Raw genomic sequence first — 15,868 nt, 5'->3', positions numbered from 1 at the left:
AACCGGATGTCCGATGTATTGGAGCGTGTAAAACGCATCGTCGTCGACCGCTTGGGCGCAGACGAAGCTGAAGTTACACTTGAAGCATCTTTCAAAGAAGATTTGGGTGCTGATTCTTTGGATGTAGTAGAATTGGTCATGGAATTGGAAGATGAATTCGATTTGGAAATCTCTGATGAAGATGCAGAAAAAATCACGACCGTAGGTGAAGTTGTAAACTACATACAATCTCATACCTAAAGTCAATTCAGTCCCGCACCTGTTTTCGAACAGGCGGGACTTCTCATCATTCATTGGTTTTTCTCATTCCGCAGCGATGCTGATTCAGCTTGATTTTTGGATCGGGATGGGTGAGCATCCGCTTGCGGATATTCCCACAAAATAATTGCGCAAGCAGTCGATATAGAGGTGAGTCGGTTTGAAACAAAGAGTAGTAATTACCGGAATGGGCGTAATGACATCGCTCGGAAAAGATTTGGAAACGTTCTGGGGAAGTTTAATGGCAGGCAAGTCCGGAATCTCTCAGATTGAGGCCTTTGATGTGAGTGAGTACACGACACAAATTGCTGCCGAAATTAAGGATTTCAACCCGGATGAATATATGGATCGCAAAGATGCTCGCAAAATGGACCGTTTTGTTCAATTTGCCGTAGCAGCTGGTTTCAAAGCTGTTGAAGACAGTGGTTTGAAAATTAATGAGAACATCGAAGCCGAGCGCTTTGGCGTATCTATCGGTTCAGGTATTGGCGGACTGGGAACTTGGGAGGACCAGCACAATGCATTGCTGCAAAAAGGTCCAAAACGGGTTAGTCCATTCTTTATCCCTATGATGATCTCTAACATGGCTTCTGGCCAAATGTCGATTTCTCTCGGAGCTAAAGGTCCGAACACCAACGTAGTAACAGCCTGCGCTACAGGAACGCATTCCATCGGGGACTCATTCAAGATGATTGCAAATGGTGATGCAGACGCGATGATCTGCGGTGGTGCGGAAGCGACAATCAGACCAACGGGTCTGGCTGGTTTCTGTGCAATGCGCGCGATGTCTACGCGCAATGACGAGCCGGCTAAGGCAAGCCGTCCTTTCGATACAGGACGTGACGGATTCGTTATGGGTGAAGGAGCAGGTATTCTGATTCTGGAATCCTTGGAACATGCTCAAAAACGTGGTGCACGTATTTATGGTGAAGTGATCGGTTACGGTCTGACTGGCGATGCGCATCATATGACTGAGCCGGATCCGGATGGAGCAGCACGCTGCATGAAGATGGCTCTTCGCAATGCCGGAATTGAACCGGAAGAAGTGGACTACATCAATGCACACGGTACATCAACTCCTGTGGGTGACCGATCCGAAACGCTGGCGATCAAAAAGGCGTTTGGTGATCACGCGTACAAGCTTGCAGTAAGTTCCACTAAATCCATGACAGGTCACATGCTGGGTGCAGCTGGTGGCGTGGAAGCCGTAATCTGCGGATTGTCTCTGACTCATCAGACACTCGCACCTACGATCAATTTGGAAAATCAGGATCCGGAATGTGATCTGGATTATGTTCCGAATGTTCCGCGTGAAACCAACGTGAACGTAGTCATGTCCAACTCGTTTGGATTCGGCGGTCACAATGCTACCATTATCCTCAAAAAATTTGAAGCATAAGGGGCTAGTTCGTTTGAGTGAAGATCTGAAGCAGTTACAACACAAACTTCAAATCAAATTTGACAACAGGCAGCTTCTAAAACAAGCGTTTACCCATGCTTCCTATGTAAACGAACACCGATTCAGTCAGCACCAGGATAACGAACGTCTGGAGTTCTTGGGCGATGCGGTGCTTGAGTTGACTGTATCGGAATACTTGTATCATTTGTATCCTAACCGTCCGGAAGGTGAACTAACGAAGCTGCGGGCATCTATTGTCTGCGAGCCTTCCCTCGTCAAATTTGCAGAAGCACTTGGTTTTGGTCAGTATGTACTTCTTGGTAAAGGTGAGGAACTGACGGGAGGACGAACACGGCCGGCTTTGCTGGCTGATGTGTTTGAATCTTTCATCGGTGCATTGTATCTGGATCAGGGACTGGAGCCAGTCAGAACGTTTCTGGACCAGCATGTTTTTCCGTTGATCGTTCTGGGCGGCAAGCTTCAGATGAGCGATTACAAGACGGAACTGCAGGAACTCACTCAGCATCACAATATGGGAGCTCTTGAGTATCGGATCGTCGAAGAACGGGGCCCTGCCCATGAACGTGAGTTTGTCTCGGAGGTCCATATGGGTCAAGAACGGCTTGGCAGAGGTACAGGACGTTCCAAAAAGGAAGCCGAGCAGCAGGCTGCATCCGCAGCGCTTGATCGATTGAAGCTTCCGGAAGCCTGAGCTTTACCGGGTAGCGCATAGACAAACGAAGAGCAAAGAGCAGCCCCTCGGGTCCGCCCCGGCGGAAATTATCGGCCGGACTGCTTTTTGCTCTTTTTTTTGTAAAGAGAGGATGGGGAAGAAAGATTCATTCCTAATCCAAGATCAGCGCTTAAGGAGCACATGAAATAAGCAAGAGGAGGTGACGGGATACCCTATGTTTCTGAAACGAATTGAACTGGGTGGATTCAAGTCATTCGCCGACAAAACAGAGATGGAATTCGTTCGCGGCATTACGGCTGTAGTAGGTCCGAACGGAAGTGGCAAGAGTAATATTTCAGACGGGATTCGCTGGGTGCTTGGGGAACAAAGTGCCAAATCACTGCGGGGCGGCAAAATGGAAGACATCATTTTTGCTGGCAGCGATGCAAGAAAAGCCGTCAATTACGGTGAAGTGTCGTTAACGCTGGATAATGAAGATCACGCGCTTGCCCTTGATTTTGGTGAAGTGACAGTGACACGTCGTGTACATCGCAGCGGGGACAGTGAATATTTTATCAACAAGCAGTCCTGTCGGCTGAAAGATATAACGGAATTGTTTATGGATACCGGGATCGGTAAGGAAGCTTACTCCATTATCGGACAGGGTCGTATCGAGGAAATTTTGAGTACTCGTTCTGAAGATCGCAGGGGTATCTTTGAAGAGGCATCCGGTATTGTGAAGTATAAATCCCGTAAGCGGGATGCCACACGCAAGCTGGACGAGACGGAGCAGAACTTGCTGCGTATTCACGATTTGGTTACAGAGCTGGAGGACCAGATAGGCCCGCTGAGAGAGCAGTCGGAAAAAGCGATTCACTACAAGGAATTGCGTGGACAGCTCAAATCAAAGGAAATCTCCATGTATGTCTACCAGATCGAACAGATTCATGCGTCCTGGAGCAAGGCGAATGAACGGTTACAGTCGCTAAAAGAAGAAGAAGTTGGTCTTGCCGCCATTGTTTCCACACATGATGCCAAGCTGGAAAGCGACCGGAATGCACTGCGAATCCTGGAATCGGAGACGGAAGAGCTGCAATCTGCCTTGCTGCAGTTCAGTGAAGCGACAGAGAAAAGTGAAGGTCTTGGAGAATTGCTCAAAGAACGTTCTCGTCATCTGCAAACCAATCATGAGCAGCTCACGGTTACACTTGCTGCGAGTGAAGAACGACATCGGGAACGTGAGGCTGAGCTGCTTGCATTACGCGAGAAGTTTGGCAAGCTGGAGCAGGAACTGGGTGACGTGCGAAACCGTCTGTCTGAAGAAGAGGCGAAGCTCATTGGCGTTACGGGCGGAATCAGTCAGCAGCAGGAAGAAAGCCTTAAGGGTAATTTGCTGGAACTGATGAACCAGATGGCTCAGACGCGCAACGAGATCCGGTACGCCGATCAGCAGAAAGAGTCGCTTGAACGTCGTATGAACCGTGCATCCGAGGAATCCGGCAAGTGGGAAGAGCAGAAGGAAACGCTCGAAGCTCGAAAAGCCGAGATTGAGAAAAAAGTAGTCCGCTTGGGTAAAGAGATCAGTGATTTGCGCGGCGGATATATAACTGAGAGTGAACGACTGCAATCTTTGCAAAAGCTGCTGGAAGACAGCCGCAGCACGGTTCGAAAATGGGAACAGAAGCGCGAAGCACAGGTATCCCGCCGGGATACGATGAAAGAGATGCAGGATGATTTTGACGGATTTATGCTTGGGGTCAAAGAAGTCCTCAAAGCTTCTCGCAAAGGTACTCTTAGTGGTGTACATGGAGCCGTGGCGGAACTGGTTAAAGTTCCTGAAAAAATCGAATTGGCTGTGGAAACGGCAATGGGTGCTGCACTGCAGCATGTCGTTATGGAAAACGAGTCGGTCTCCAGACAGGCCATTGCATTCCTGAAGCAGCGTCAGCTCGGTAGGGCCACATTCCTGCCGCTGGACGTCATTCGTCCACGCACCGTTGGTTCCAGTGAGCGTTCCATGATTGAAGGCATGGATGGGTTCGTGGGAATTGGTGCGGATCTTGTACACTTCGATTCCCGTTATGCGAATATCATTGGAAGCCTGCTCGGGAATGTCATCATTGCCGAAACGCTGGAATACGCCAATAAAATTGCGGCACGCTGTCAGTACCGTTTCCGCGTCGTGACCCTTGAAGGGGATGTCGTCAATGCGGGCGGTTCGATGACAGGGGGAAGCCAGCACAAGAAAAATGTAAGTCTGCTCAGCCGGAAACGGCAGCTGGATCAACTGGACCAGGATATTTTGGATACCGAAAACCAGATTGTGAAGCTGCACCGTAGTGTTGATGATGTGAAAACCCAGTTGGAACAATGCCAGGACAAGCTGGATGAGCTGCGTCAATCGGGTGATGATACACGAAATGCCGAACAGCAGGCATCGATGGAAATGAAACAGGTCGAGCACGAGCTGCGTCACGTGTTGGAACAGGTTACGGTAGCCGGCCAGGAGAAAAGCGGATTCACCGAAGAAATCAAAGAGATGGATACGGCACGCGAAGCAGCTGTGCAGAAGCTGGAGCAGCTTGAAGAGGAAGAGAAGGCAACTCACCGTGCCATTCATGCTGCAGAGTTTGCCCGAAAAGCGAATGAGTCGGCGAAGGAAGAGCTGCAGAGCCAGTTGACCGAACTGAAAGTCAGAGAGGGCAAGCTGGACCAGGAACGGTTCTCAAATGAGGAGCAGCTGCGCCGATTGGAGCGGGAAGTCGAGTCGCTGGTCAAAGATTTACGTCAAAACCGGACACTGCTGGCTTCGATGGAAGCAGACCTAAAGAAAACGCAGGTGGAGAGCGTCAAACAGATTGAAGATCTGAACCAGTTCAAGCTGAAAAAAACGGAAGCTTCCGAGCAGCTGGATTTCAAACGTGCTGCACGAAGCGAATTGTCGAAGAAGCTTGAACTTGCTGAGAGTGAAACGAAGGAACAGCGTACACAGTTAAAAGCGGTAGAGGAACAGATGCGTCAGACGGAAATTTCCGTAAACAGGCTTGATGTTGAACTCGAAAACATACTGCGTAAACTGATGGACGACTATGAACTTGGTTATGAGCTTGCGAAAGAGCGATACCCAGTACCGGAAGATGTAGAAAGCACTCAGGCTGAAGTGCAGAAGCTTAAGCGCAGCATCTCAGCTCTGGGAGAAGTCAATCTTGGGGCGATTGAGGAATTCCAGCGGGTTAATGAACGTTACGAGTTCCTGAATGAGCAGAAAAATGATCTGGTGGAAGCTAAAACGACGTTGTACCAAGTCATCCGTGAGATGGAAGATGAGATGGCTAAACGTTTCAAAACAACGTTTGATGCAATCCGCCGTGAGTTCGGTACGGTATTTACCAAGCTATTTGGCGGTGGGCGTGCGGATCTGGTTCTTATGGACCCGGAACGGCTTCTGGAAACCGGAATTGATATCGTTGCCCAGCCACCAGGCAAGAAACTGCAAAACCTGCAGCTCTTATCTGGCGGAGAACGCGCATTAACGGCAATGGCGCTGCTATTCGCCATCCTGCACGTGAAGCCAGTACCGTTCTGTGTGCTGGATGAAGTCGAAGCAGCGCTGGATGAGGCCAATGTGGTACGTTTCGCCCAGTATTTGCGGGAATTCTCCGAACAGACACAGTTTATCGTTGTTACTCACCGGAAGGGCACAATGGAAGAAGCTGATGTACTATACGGTGTCACCATGGAAGAGGGCGGAGTATCGAAGCTCGTTTCGGTTAGACTGGAAGATGAGGAAGCCGAAATAGCCAGTGCTTAAAGAATTCAATTCGATATGCATCAGGACTTGTTAATTAAATAAACAGCACTAAGATTACGTACACGATGGAGGGGCTTTATGAGTTTCTTTAAGAAGCTGAGAGACAGCATTGCAAGCAAAACGGAGTCGGTAACAAAACAGTTCAAGGATGGACTGGAGAAGACTCGTAAAGGGCTTGTGGAGAAAGTATCCGATCTCGTTATTCGCCGCAAAAAGATCGATGAGGAATTCTATGAGGAACTGGAAGAAATCCTGATTGGAGCGGATGTTGGGGTCAATACCGTCATGAACCTGATTGAAGACCTGCGTGTGGAGGTCAAAAAACGCAAAATTGAAGACGCGGCTGAATTGCAGCCTGTGTTGTCCGAGAAATTGACAGACCTCCTGCGCGGTGAACAAAATAACGAACTGAAGATGAATCCGGATGGCATTACCGTCATTCTGTTTGTCGGTGTCAACGGCGTAGGTAAAACAACAACGATCGGCAAGCTGGCACATCGTTTCAAACAGCAGGGCAAAAAAGTCATTATGGCTGCTGGTGATACCTTCCGTGCCGGTGCAATTGAGCAGCTAGAGGTATGGGGACAGCGTGCCGGCGTTGAAGTCATCAAGCAGCAGGCCGGATCAGATCCGGCTGCGGTTATGTATGATGCTGTGCAAGCAGCCAAACAGCGTGGAGCAGATGTTTTGCTTTGCGATACGGCAGGTCGTCTGCAGAACAAATCCAATCTCATGGAGGAGCTTAACAAGATCTATCGTGTTATTCAGCGTGAAATCCCGGAAGCTCCACACGAAGTATTGATGGTTCTCGACGCGACAACTGGACAGAATGCATTGAATCAGGCCAAACTGTTTGGGGAGAAAAGCGGCGTGACTGGACTCGTACTGACGAAGCTCGATGGTACGGCGAAAGGTGGTATTGTCGTTGCCATTCGCCAGGAATTGGATCTGCCAGTGAAGATGGTAGGTCTTGGTGAGAAAATTGACGATCTGCAGCCATTCGACTCCGAGCAATTCGTGCATGCGTTGTTTGCCGGACTGATCCAAGAGCAACCGGATCAGGACGCAGAAGATGAGGAAGCCAGTTCTTAGAACCATTAATAAATAGGATGATTTAATAGCGTTAACCGTATTGCCAGTGATATACGTGATAAGTGTCACGTGTAATGTCACTGGCAATACGTGTATAATGGGAATACAGAAGGCAAGGCTAAAGGGCTAGAAAGGACGGTTGATATGGCCAATACCTATACCTATTCCCGCCGTGAAGAAGTCGCTAATGCAGTGACTCATGGAATCGGCGCTGCGCTCAGTGTAGCTGCACTGGTGCTGTTGATTGTATTTTCGAGTATGAAAGGCACGGCTTGGCATGTGGTCAGTTTCACGATCTACGGGATCACCATGTTGCTGCTCTATACGAGCTCTACACTCGTGCATGCATGGAAAGATGGGAAAATGAAAGATTTATTTGAGATTTTCGACCATTCTTCCATTTATTTGTTTATTGCGGGATCGTACACTCCGCTTCTGTTTATTGCTGTTCGCGGCACACTTGGTTGGACCCTGTTCGGTGTAATCTGGGGAATCGCATTATTCGGCGTGATCTTTAAGGCGTTTTTTACGAAAAGGTTTCTATTCATGTCCACGATTTTCTATATTGCGATGGGCTGGCTCATCGTTATTGCCTGGCAACCGCTTATGGCTGCTATTCCTACAGGCGGAATCGTGCTGCTGGTTGCTGGAGGTCTGATGTATACACTGGGTACGCTTTTTTATGTGTGGCGTGGATTTCCGTATCACCATGCGATTTGGCATCTCTTTGTGTTGGCAGGCAGTATTCTTCATTTCTTCATGGTACTGCTGTACCTGACACCACTTCGCTAGAACACGGTAGATAGTGTAAAACGAATCGGCTCCATCTGTGGAGACCCATTCGTTTTTTTTGTTCTATATTAAGGATGCAGCAGATCGTATTCTGCTGTATAGGAATGGCTAAGATTAACCATATAGGTACGAAAAATGAGTGCAAAATGAACGTTTTTATTGTGACAAGTATTTTTGCTTGACATCCTGATTTGTTTTCGGTATTATTAGGAACGTTGCAAGAGTGTAAAGTGTTTTTCCTTGACGAAGGGAGTGCCCTGATATGAGTCAAGAAAACCGGCTTGAGAAGACAAACCGGATTAACTTGCTGTTTGCTTTCTATGAACGTTTGCTTACTGAGAAACAGCAAACATTTCTGAAATATTACTTTCATGATGATTTCTCGCTTGGTGAAATTGCAGCCGAGTTCGAGATCAGCCGCCAGGCGGTATATGAGCATATCAAGCGTGCTGAGCAGGTGCTGGAAAATTACGAAAGCAAGCTTGGCTTGCTGGAGAAGCACGAACGACGCAGCCGCAATCTTGAAGAATTGCAAAATGTACTGGAACGCGTAGGCGTCTCCATTCATAACAACAAACAAATAAACGATATTGTTCACCAGCTCCGGGAATGAGGAAATGGGACGGAACGTATCGGTTCTAAAAACAGTATTACAGCTTAAGGAGGTGGGATCATGGCATTTGAAGGATTAACGACCCGATTGCAGAATGTGTTCAGCAAGCTGCGCGGCAAAGGCAAGGTATCAGATGAAGATGTTGCCGAAGCTATGCGTGAGGTACGTCTGGCATTGCTCGAAGCGGATGTAAACTTCAAAGTGGTCAAGGAATTCATCGCCAAGGTGAAAGAGAAAGCTGTCGGCAAGGAAGTTATGGAAAGCTTCACGCCAGGCATGGTAATCATCGACATCGTTAACAAGGAACTGACGGACTTGATGGGTGGAAGCCAGTCGAAACTGGCAAAAGCGAACAAGCCGCCTACGGTGCTGATGATGGTAGGTTTGCAGGGTGCTGGTAAAACGACGACATCCGGTAAGCTGGCTAAAATGCTGCAAAAGCAAAACAGCCGACCATTGCTGGTCGCGGGTGATATTTATCGTCCGGCAGCCATTAAGCAATTGCAAGTACTGGGTGAACAGATCAAGGCTCCGGTGTTTACATTGGGAGATCAGACAAGCCCGGTGGAGATCGCACGTCAGGGTCTGCAGCATGCTAAGGATAACGGCAATGACTATGTCATCATCGATACCGCGGGACGTTTGCACGTGGATGAGGAACTGATGGAAGAACTGCGCCAGATTCACAGCGTAGTGAATCCGGACGAAGTCCTGCTTGTGGTCGATAGTATGACAGGTCAGGATGCTGTTAATGTGGCGGAACACTTTAACCAGCAGCTTGACTTGACCGGAGTCGTTTTGACCAAACTGGACGGCGATACGCGCGGTGGTGCTGCCCTTTCGGTAAAAGCAGTAACTGGCTGTCCGATCAAGTTTGCGTCACTCGGCGAGAAGCTCGATGCTCTTGAGCCTTTCCATCCGGAACGGATGGCTTCACGGATTCTCGGCATGGGGGATATGCTTTCCCTGATTGAGAAAGCACAATCCAACATTGATACCGAAAAAGCCAAGGAAATGGAACGCAAAATGCGTAATGCAGAATTTACGTTCGAGGATTTCCTGGAGCAAATGGATCAGGTGAAGAAGCTGGGACCTATCGATCAGATCATGGATATGATTCCCGGCATGGGCAAGATGAAGCAAGCCAAGGACCTGAAAGTGGACGACAAGCAAATGGGCCGGATTGAAGCGATTGTGTACTCCATGACTACAGAGGAGAAACGCAACCCCGACATGATCAATCATAGTCGCCGGAAACGTATTGCTACAGGTAGTGGTACATCTCTGGCCGAGGTTAATCGCCTAATCAAGCAGTTTGATGAAATGCGCCGCATGATGAAACAGTTCTCGGATATGATGGGACCTAAAGGCGGCAAGAACAAGGCAATGAAGCAGCTGAAGGGTCTTGGCAAAGGAATGAAGTTTCCTTTCCGTTGATTTGAACAATGATTAATGAATATACAGATTTCATTGAAGGAGGTGAATTTTCAAATGGCAGTTCGTATTCGTCTGAAACGTATGGGTGCTCACAAAGCTCCTTTCTACCGCGTAGTGGTATCGGATTCCCGTTCCCCACGTGACGGTCGTTTTATCGAGGAGATCGGTTACTACAACCCGGTTGAACAACCGGCTGTTGTTAAGATCGATGAAGATAAAGCATTGCAATGGCTTCAAAACGGTGCGCAAGCATCCGACACTGTCCGCAACTTGCTGAGCAAAGCGGGCGTGATGAAGAAGTTCCACGAGTCTAAATTGACTAAATAAGGTGCTGATTCGGAGGGTCATCTATGGAAGAATTAGTAAGCATAATTGCTAAGGCTTTGGTCGATCATCCGGAAGATGTGGCGGTTCGGACGGTTGAGAAAGACCGGCTTGTCGTTTACGAGTTAACTGTTCATCCTGACGATGTCGGGAAGGTTATTGGTAAACAAGGGCGAATCGCAAAATCTCTTCGTACGGTCGTCACATCAGCAGCAGTTAAGATGGATAAACGGGTTACCGTCGATATCATATCTTAAAGATATACGAAAGGGGGTTAGGATGCATGTCCTAGCCCCTTTTCGTGCATGCTGAAACTTAAATACTATGATTGACTAGCTCGTCAAATATCAATAGCGCTCACGCTGCCTTTATCACTGAATTTTAACCTTTGAATAATGAAATTTAAATTTAGAGGATAACAGCGATCGAATGACGATTTATAACCGGAACGATCGTAAGAAAATCATGACTATGAACAATATTGAATGAAATGCAGGAGGAACGTATGGCAGAGTTTATGAATGTAGGTAAAGTCGTCAATACACACGGAATTCGTGGTGAGTTGAAAATCATGCCTTTAACCGATTTCCCGGAAGTGCGTTTTGCGAAAAATGCGGAGCTTTATTTGTTTACACCCGACAACCACCCTGTACTGGTTCATGTGGAATCGGCACGATTGCATAAAAATATGTATATCGTTCGATTGAAGGAATACGGAAATATTAATGAAGTGGAAAAGTTCAAAGGCGGCATAGCCAAAGTCTCCAAAGAGAACTTGGCTGAGCTGGAGGAGAATGAGTATTACTTCCACCAAATCGTTGGATGTACTGTTGTGACAGAAGAAGGTGAGAACCTTGGAACAATCTCCGAGATTCTGACGCCTGGAGCCAACGACGTATGGGTTGTTAAAACGGCGGCAGGCAAGGAAATTTTGTTACCCGTTATTGATGATGTAGTGCTTGATGTCGATGTCAATGAGAAACTGGTTAAGGTTCATCTGATGGAAGGATTGCTTTAACATGAGAGTAGATGTACTAACGTTATTTCCAGAAATGTTCGAAGGTGTATTCGGGACAAGCATTCTTGGCAAAGCTCAGACGAAGGGGCTCGTGTCACTGAATGCAGTAAACTTCCGGAACTATGCTACGAATAAACATAATACGGTTGATGATACACCTTATGGTGGAGGCGGAGGGATGGTATTAAAGCCTGATCCGATCTTTGCCGCTGTGGAGGATGTTCTTGAAAAACGCAGCAAAGAGTCAGCAGCAGCATCGAGAAAAACTTCTCGCATCATTCTAATGTGTCCGCAAGGTGAGACGTTTACACAGAAAAAAGCAGAAGAACTGGTACAAGAAGATCATCTGATTTTTATCTGTGGACATTATGAAGGCTATGATGAGCGTATTCGCGAATTTCTCGTCACCGATGAATTATCCATTGGGGATTATGTATTAACCGGAGGTGAGCTGCCTGCAATGGTTGCCATTGACAGTGTTGCTCGTCTGATCCCGGGTGTACTCGGAAACGAGACGAGTGCCGTGACGGATTCGTTCAGCACAGGGCTGCTCGAATATCCGCATTATACACGACCGCCTGAATTCAGAGGCATGAAGGTACCGGACGTGCTGTTATCTGGACATCATCTGAATATTGATGCATGGCGCAGAGAACAATCTCTAATTCGTACGTTGGAGCGCAGACCGGATATGCTGGATACTGCTGAATTGACGGAAAAAGAACGGATATGGCTCGATAAACTTCGTTCTGAGATGGAACGGACTTCCGAGTAGCTGCAAATATTTTAAGATTGCATGGTAAGTAGCGAAGCGATGATTACAATATATACAGGCCACCCTTTAGGTAACGAGGTTGGTCTTTTTTTTGTTGTTGTGGAAGGGTATGCTGGAAATTTCGTGATGATTGAAAATGTAAAAAGATGGATTAAATAAGCGAACTATTATAAAATGTAATTATGAAACGTTGTTTCACTAAATGAAACGGAGAGGGGTTACTGAAATGAATTATAACTTTTATGGTCTTGATCATGTCCAACTTGCGGCACCAGAAGGATGCGAAGCGGAAGCACGGAGATTTTTTCATAACCTTATGGGATGGACAGAAATTCCGAAACCTGAAGCTTTAAAAAAACGTGGTGGCGTATGGTTTCTATGTGGAACTCATCAGGTTCATATTGGAGTACAAAAAGATTTTGTGCCCGCTACCAAAGCTCATCCAGCATTTCACGTTCAGAACCTAGACTTACTTAAAGAACATTTAAGCGGCAAACAGGTTCATATCATAGATGACGATGCGAGGACTGATGAAGGAGTAAAACGCTTCTATGTTCACGATCCTTTTGGCAATAGGCTGGAGTTTTTGTAATGGATTAAATAAGATGAGGCAGCGTTCATATACAGCATGATTATACAATGTGAATGTTTATTTTTTAGGAATTCAGAACAAGAGCTATCAAAAACAGATGAGATCTTTATGCTAAATTTAGGGTGAGTAATCTAAAACGATAAAACGGAGGAGGAAGATTATGTATCATCAGCCTTACGAGATCGGCAGAATAGATATAAGTAAAGCCGGGGAACGATGCAAAATGCTTCTCGGGGATCTGAATGGAGATGGACGATTAGAGATGCTGCTGGTTCAAGCTGACGGCGGAATCGATGACCGTTATGTTCCGCATCAGGTATCCTGTCTGACGGCATATGATCTGGATGGAGAGCTCCTCTGGCAAGTGGGAAAGCCTGATCCGGATGCTGGTGGTCCAGGATCGGATTACCCCGCTCAAATTGCGGATTGGGATGGAGACGGGAACAATGAAGTTATTTGTATCATGGGTAAGCAGTTTTTGATTTTGGACGGCAAAACCGGAGATATTAAAAGCACACATTCTTTACCGGGTGACGAGGCACATGACTGCATTATTCTTGCGAATCTGACCGGGGACGAACAGAAGCTGGATGTCCTACTCAAAGATCGGTATAAAACCTTATGGGCACTTGATCATGATTTCAATCTTTTATGGAAGCACGAAGGCAATGTAGGACATTTCCCATGGGTATACGATATCGATGGGGATGGGAAGGATGAGGTTATGGCAGGCTATGACATGCTTGATCATGACGGAACCTTACTATGGTCTTGCACTGATCTGGACGATCATGCCGATTGTATCTGGTTTGGGGATGTGAACGGTGATGGTCAGATTGAAATAGTTATTGGCGGCAGTGTAACGGTAATGATGGACCGTTACGGCCATGAGATATGGCGCTATGCCGATTCTATTGAATCGCAGCACATCGCGTTAGGGGAGTTTTGCGACGGGCTGCCCGGTTTGCAGATCGCTGGTCTTGATCGTATCATCCGCGGTGATGAGCATGGTAAAGACGGAATGTTTTTGCTGGATTGCGAGGGAAAAGAACTCTGGAAGGAAGATCGCACTACACGTGGCTGGCTAACGATTATTGAACCTGTACGGAACTGGGATGACACTGGACTGGATTATATATTGGCTTATCGCAGAGGCGGAGGGGTACTGCCTTCTTTGGTCGATGGACAGATGCAAACGGTTGCAGCATTCGGAAAAGAAGGATATGCCGTACATGCGGATCTCTGTCAGACCGGGAAGGAACAGATCATCATCTACGACACGACTGAAGCTGTCCTGTATTCCAGCTCCAAGATTGAACTGAGCCCATGGACATCCAAAAAAGCCGAGCCGCAGTCCAAAAGACTATACAGCTCGACTCTATATCCTGGCGGAGAAGTGTTGATTTAACTTCTATTGACTAATGTCGACCAAAGGGAGTATATCCGGCTGATCTGCCTCTGGGTTAAGCAATTTGGCTAAATCCGTTCCGGTCGTCACCGTTAGTCTTGAGAGCTTCATCGGGTTATCTCCCGGACGAACAAAACCCGAGCGAACCGAGAAGGCCATGCGATACCCATTTTGCTGCAGCTGATAAATCATCTGCGTGCTGGTGTAACCGAAAGGATATGCCAAATAGGGCGTGTCGATTCCCTTTTCCTTCATCATCCTGATATCATCGTTCAGCAGGCTTGTATCAAGTCCTACAGGTACGCTCTCACCGCACCGCATAAACCCCTTATGATGCAAGTTATAGGTGTGGCTGTTAAACTCAAATACATCTGCTGCAGCCTTCATCTCCGGTTCGGAGATAAACGTTTTTTTGGCGGGATCAAAATCAGCTGGCTGCTCCTGAATCTTACTGCCGATGACAAAGAGAGAAGCATGGAAATTATATTTTTTGAGCACGGGATAGGCAAGTGTATAATTGTTCTGATATCCATCATCAAAAGTGATGACAATAGACTTCTTGGGTAGTGAGATCAGACCATTCACATAGTCTTCCAGCTGCTCCAATGTAATCGTATTGTACCCTTCATCATGCAAGTACTTCATATTGTCTTCGAAATCCTCAAGATTAATAATGGACTTGTTTCCTGTTTCGTGATTATTCACTTTGGGCTGTATGTAGTGATACATGAGTACAGGAACTTCCGTAGCTGTACCAGGCGCAACTTGGAAGGTAGCCAGATTCAGACCGGTCTTGCTAGAGTAGTCCGTGTGTGACATCAGGAACGCTTTACGCTTGACCATGTCCCAGGATGTACATGCTTTGTGCGATAGTGCATTTGTCGGATGACTAACAGCATAGGCATATAGCGTAATGATGCAAGTGACTGCGGCTAGTGACGCAAGGGTAAATCTTTTCCAATGTTTCATAGTTCGGTTGTTTCTCCTTATACAATTTCATTTCTTAGTGCAATTGAGACAGGTATTCATTATTCTACCAAGCTATATCATAGACGAACATTCTTGACAGAAAGTTACATTATTTTTTCCGTAATGTGGTTGACTTCGGGTGGAAGAGTTGTTTGTGTTATTATGTTTATTTCTCCTTGTGTTTTAATATATGGCATGGTACAATAATTCTGTTGTGTGGAATACGGCGGTCCTCTATGGATAATGAAGGAGACAGGGTGTTCTCCGGAAGAAGTATGAACGCCTGTACGGAAGGAGGGAGTCATAGATGAATATCGTTCAAGCGATTACTCAAGAACAACTTCGCAAAGATATTCCGAGTTTTCGTCCTGGTGACACTTTGAAAGTGCACGTTAAGGTTATCGAGGGAACTCGTGAGCGTATCCAATTGTTCGAAGGTGTTGTGATCAAGCGCCGTGGTGGTGGAATCAGTGAGACTTTTACAGTTCGTAAAATTTCTTACGGTGTAGGTGTGGAAAGAACTTTCCCGCTTCATTCCCCTAAAATCGATAAAATCGATGTGGCTCGCCGTGGTAAAGTGCGTCGTGCGAAGCTTTATTATCTTCGTGAACTACGCGGTAAAGCAGCGAGAATTAAAGAAATTCGTTAATATAACGGATACCGGAGAGGGCTTGGAGACAAGCCCTTTTCGTTTTTGTCCGGGAAAA

The 15,868-nt window shown here is 46.8% G+C and carries 16 protein-coding genes; 15 read left to right on the top strand and 1 reads right to left on the bottom strand.

The features are described 5' to 3' along the window. Positions 1-6: 6 nt before the first annotated feature. The 14 genes from acpP (at position 7) to ABIC22_RS28435 (ending at position 14,192) form a co-directional block, all read left to right on the top strand. Positions 7-240 (top strand): acyl carrier protein, encoded by a 234-nt coding sequence (acpP, locus tag ABIC22_RS28500; RefSeq protein WP_024630176.1) that lies wholly within the window; start codon positions 7-9, stop codon positions 238-240. Between the two features lie 178 nt (positions 241-418). Continuing rightward, positions 419-1,657 carry a beta-ketoacyl-ACP synthase II gene (gene fabF, locus ABIC22_RS28495; protein ID WP_095287861.1) on the top strand — a complete coding sequence of 413 codons (1,239 nt, stop codon included), beginning with the start codon at positions 419-421 and terminating at the stop codon, positions 1,655-1,657. A 13-nt stretch (positions 1,658-1,670) separates the two neighbouring features. Then, entirely contained in the window at positions 1,671-2,369 is a 699-nt protein-coding gene (rnc, locus tag ABIC22_RS28490) for a ribonuclease III (RefSeq protein WP_095287860.1), read from the top strand. Between the two features lie 196 nt (positions 2,370-2,565). After that, the gene (gene smc, locus ABIC22_RS28485) at positions 2,566-6,141 is read left to right on the top strand and encodes a chromosome segregation protein SMC (RefSeq protein ID WP_354485439.1); all 3,576 of its coding nucleotides are present in this window, start codon (positions 2,566-2,568) and stop codon (positions 6,139-6,141) included. A gap of 78 nt (positions 6,142-6,219) precedes the next feature. Next, positions 6,220-7,233: a signal recognition particle-docking protein FtsY gene (ftsY, locus tag ABIC22_RS28480; RefSeq protein ID WP_095287858.1), complete on the top strand. Its 1,014-nt coding sequence runs from the start codon at positions 6,220-6,222 to the stop codon at positions 7,231-7,233. 144 nt (positions 7,234-7,377) lie between these two features. After that, the gene (gene trhA, locus ABIC22_RS28475) at positions 7,378-8,025 is read left to right on the top strand and encodes a PAQR family membrane homeostasis protein TrhA (RefSeq protein WP_064639088.1); all 648 of its coding nucleotides are present in this window, start codon (positions 7,378-7,380) and stop codon (positions 8,023-8,025) included. A gap of 262 nt (positions 8,026-8,287) precedes the next feature. Then, positions 8,288-8,638: a putative DNA-binding protein gene (locus ABIC22_RS28470; RefSeq protein ID WP_354485436.1), complete on the top strand. Its 351-nt coding sequence runs from the start codon at positions 8,288-8,290 to the stop codon at positions 8,636-8,638. 60 nt (positions 8,639-8,698) lie between these two features. Beyond that, entirely contained in the window at positions 8,699-10,075 is a 1,377-nt protein-coding gene (ffh, locus tag ABIC22_RS28465; RefSeq protein WP_024630183.1) for a signal recognition particle protein, read from the top strand. Between the two features lie 54 nt (positions 10,076-10,129). After that, positions 10,130-10,402, top strand: coding sequence for a 30S ribosomal protein S16 (rpsP, locus tag ABIC22_RS28460; RefSeq protein ID WP_024630184.1), 273 nt, complete (start codon positions 10,130-10,132; stop codon positions 10,400-10,402). A gap of 23 nt (positions 10,403-10,425) precedes the next feature. After that, positions 10,426-10,656, top strand: a complete 231-nt coding sequence (locus tag ABIC22_RS28455) for a KH domain-containing protein (RefSeq protein ID WP_024630185.1) — start codon at positions 10,426-10,428, stop codon at positions 10,654-10,656. Positions 10,657-10,904: 248 nt separating this feature from the next. Then, on the top strand, positions 10,905-11,417 hold the full coding sequence (rimM, locus tag ABIC22_RS28450) for a ribosome maturation factor RimM (RefSeq protein ID WP_127536282.1): 513 nt from the start codon (positions 10,905-10,907) through the stop codon (positions 11,415-11,417). 1 nt (position 11,418) lies between these two features. Then, positions 11,419-12,192, top strand: a complete 774-nt coding sequence (gene trmD, locus ABIC22_RS28445) for a tRNA (guanosine(37)-N1)-methyltransferase TrmD (protein WP_354485433.1) — start codon at positions 11,419-11,421, stop codon at positions 12,190-12,192. Positions 12,193-12,418: 226 nt separating this feature from the next. Continuing rightward, positions 12,419-12,784, top strand: a complete 366-nt coding sequence (locus ABIC22_RS28440; RefSeq protein WP_354485431.1) for a VOC family protein — start codon at positions 12,419-12,421, stop codon at positions 12,782-12,784. 160 nt (positions 12,785-12,944) lie between these two features. Further along, complete coding sequence (locus tag ABIC22_RS28435; RefSeq protein WP_354485428.1) at positions 12,945-14,192, top strand: hypothetical protein; 1,248 nt, start codon at positions 12,945-12,947, stop codon at positions 14,190-14,192. Positions 14,193-14,195: 3 nt separating this feature from the next. Here the strand turns inward: ABIC22_RS28435 and ABIC22_RS28430 are convergent, their stop codons facing one another. Continuing rightward, a complete protein-coding gene (locus ABIC22_RS28430) occupies positions 14,196-15,161 on the bottom strand; it encodes a polysaccharide deacetylase family protein (protein ID WP_354485425.1) in 966 nt (321 codons plus the stop codon). 307 nt (positions 15,162-15,468) lie between these two features. On the opposite strand from ABIC22_RS28430, the gene rplS reads away from it, so the two are divergent. Then, the gene (gene rplS / locus ABIC22_RS28425) at positions 15,469-15,810 is read left to right on the top strand and encodes a 50S ribosomal protein L19 (protein ID WP_018883527.1); all 342 of its coding nucleotides are present in this window, start codon (positions 15,469-15,471) and stop codon (positions 15,808-15,810) included. Positions 15,811-15,868 lie beyond the last annotated feature (58 nt).

The organism is Paenibacillus sp. PvP094 (assembly GCF_040546835.1).
GTDB classification, from domain to species: Bacteria; Bacillota; Bacilli; order Paenibacillales; family Paenibacillaceae; genus Paenibacillus; species Paenibacillus illinoisensis.
The sequence above is the reverse complement of the archived record's forward strand: the minus strand, read 5'-3'. Positions and strand labels throughout refer to the sequence as shown.

Excerpts from the sequence above, each read along its gene's own strand:
- acpP (WP_024630176.1), top strand. The coding sequence starts at position 7 with ATGTCCGATGTATTGGAGCGTGTAAAACGCATCGTCGTCGACCGCTTG.
- ABIC22_RS28440 (WP_354485431.1), top strand. The coding sequence starts at position 12,419 with ATGAATTATAACTTTTATGGTCTTGATCATGTCCAACTTGCGGCACCA.
- ABIC22_RS28435 (WP_354485428.1), top strand. The coding sequence starts at position 12,945 with ATGTATCATCAGCCTTACGAGATCGGCAGAATAGATATAAGTAAAGCC.
- rpsP (WP_024630184.1), top strand. The coding sequence starts at position 10,130 with ATGGCAGTTCGTATTCGTCTGAAACGTATGGGTGCTCACAAAGCTCCT.
- rimM (WP_127536282.1), top strand. The coding sequence starts at position 10,905 with ATGGCAGAGTTTATGAATGTAGGTAAAGTCGTCAATACACACGGAATT.
- ABIC22_RS28430 (WP_354485425.1), bottom strand. The coding sequence starts at position 15,161 with ATGAAACATTGGAAAAGATTTACCCTTGCGTCACTAGCCGCAGTCACT.
- smc (WP_354485439.1), top strand. The coding sequence starts at position 2,566 with ATGTTTCTGAAACGAATTGAACTGGGTGGATTCAAGTCATTCGCCGAC.
- rplS (WP_018883527.1), top strand. The coding sequence starts at position 15,469 with ATGAATATCGTTCAAGCGATTACTCAAGAACAACTTCGCAAAGATATT.
- ABIC22_RS28455 (WP_024630185.1), top strand. The coding sequence starts at position 10,426 with ATGGAAGAATTAGTAAGCATAATTGCTAAGGCTTTGGTCGATCATCCG.
- ftsY (WP_095287858.1), top strand. The coding sequence starts at position 6,220 with ATGAGTTTCTTTAAGAAGCTGAGAGACAGCATTGCAAGCAAAACGGAG.
- ffh (WP_024630183.1), top strand. The coding sequence starts at position 8,699 with ATGGCATTTGAAGGATTAACGACCCGATTGCAGAATGTGTTCAGCAAG.
- ABIC22_RS28470 (WP_354485436.1), top strand. The coding sequence starts at position 8,288 with ATGAGTCAAGAAAACCGGCTTGAGAAGACAAACCGGATTAACTTGCTG.
- trmD (WP_354485433.1), top strand. The coding sequence starts at position 11,419 with ATGAGAGTAGATGTACTAACGTTATTTCCAGAAATGTTCGAAGGTGTA.
- trhA (WP_064639088.1), top strand. The coding sequence starts at position 7,378 with ATGGCCAATACCTATACCTATTCCCGCCGTGAAGAAGTCGCTAATGCA.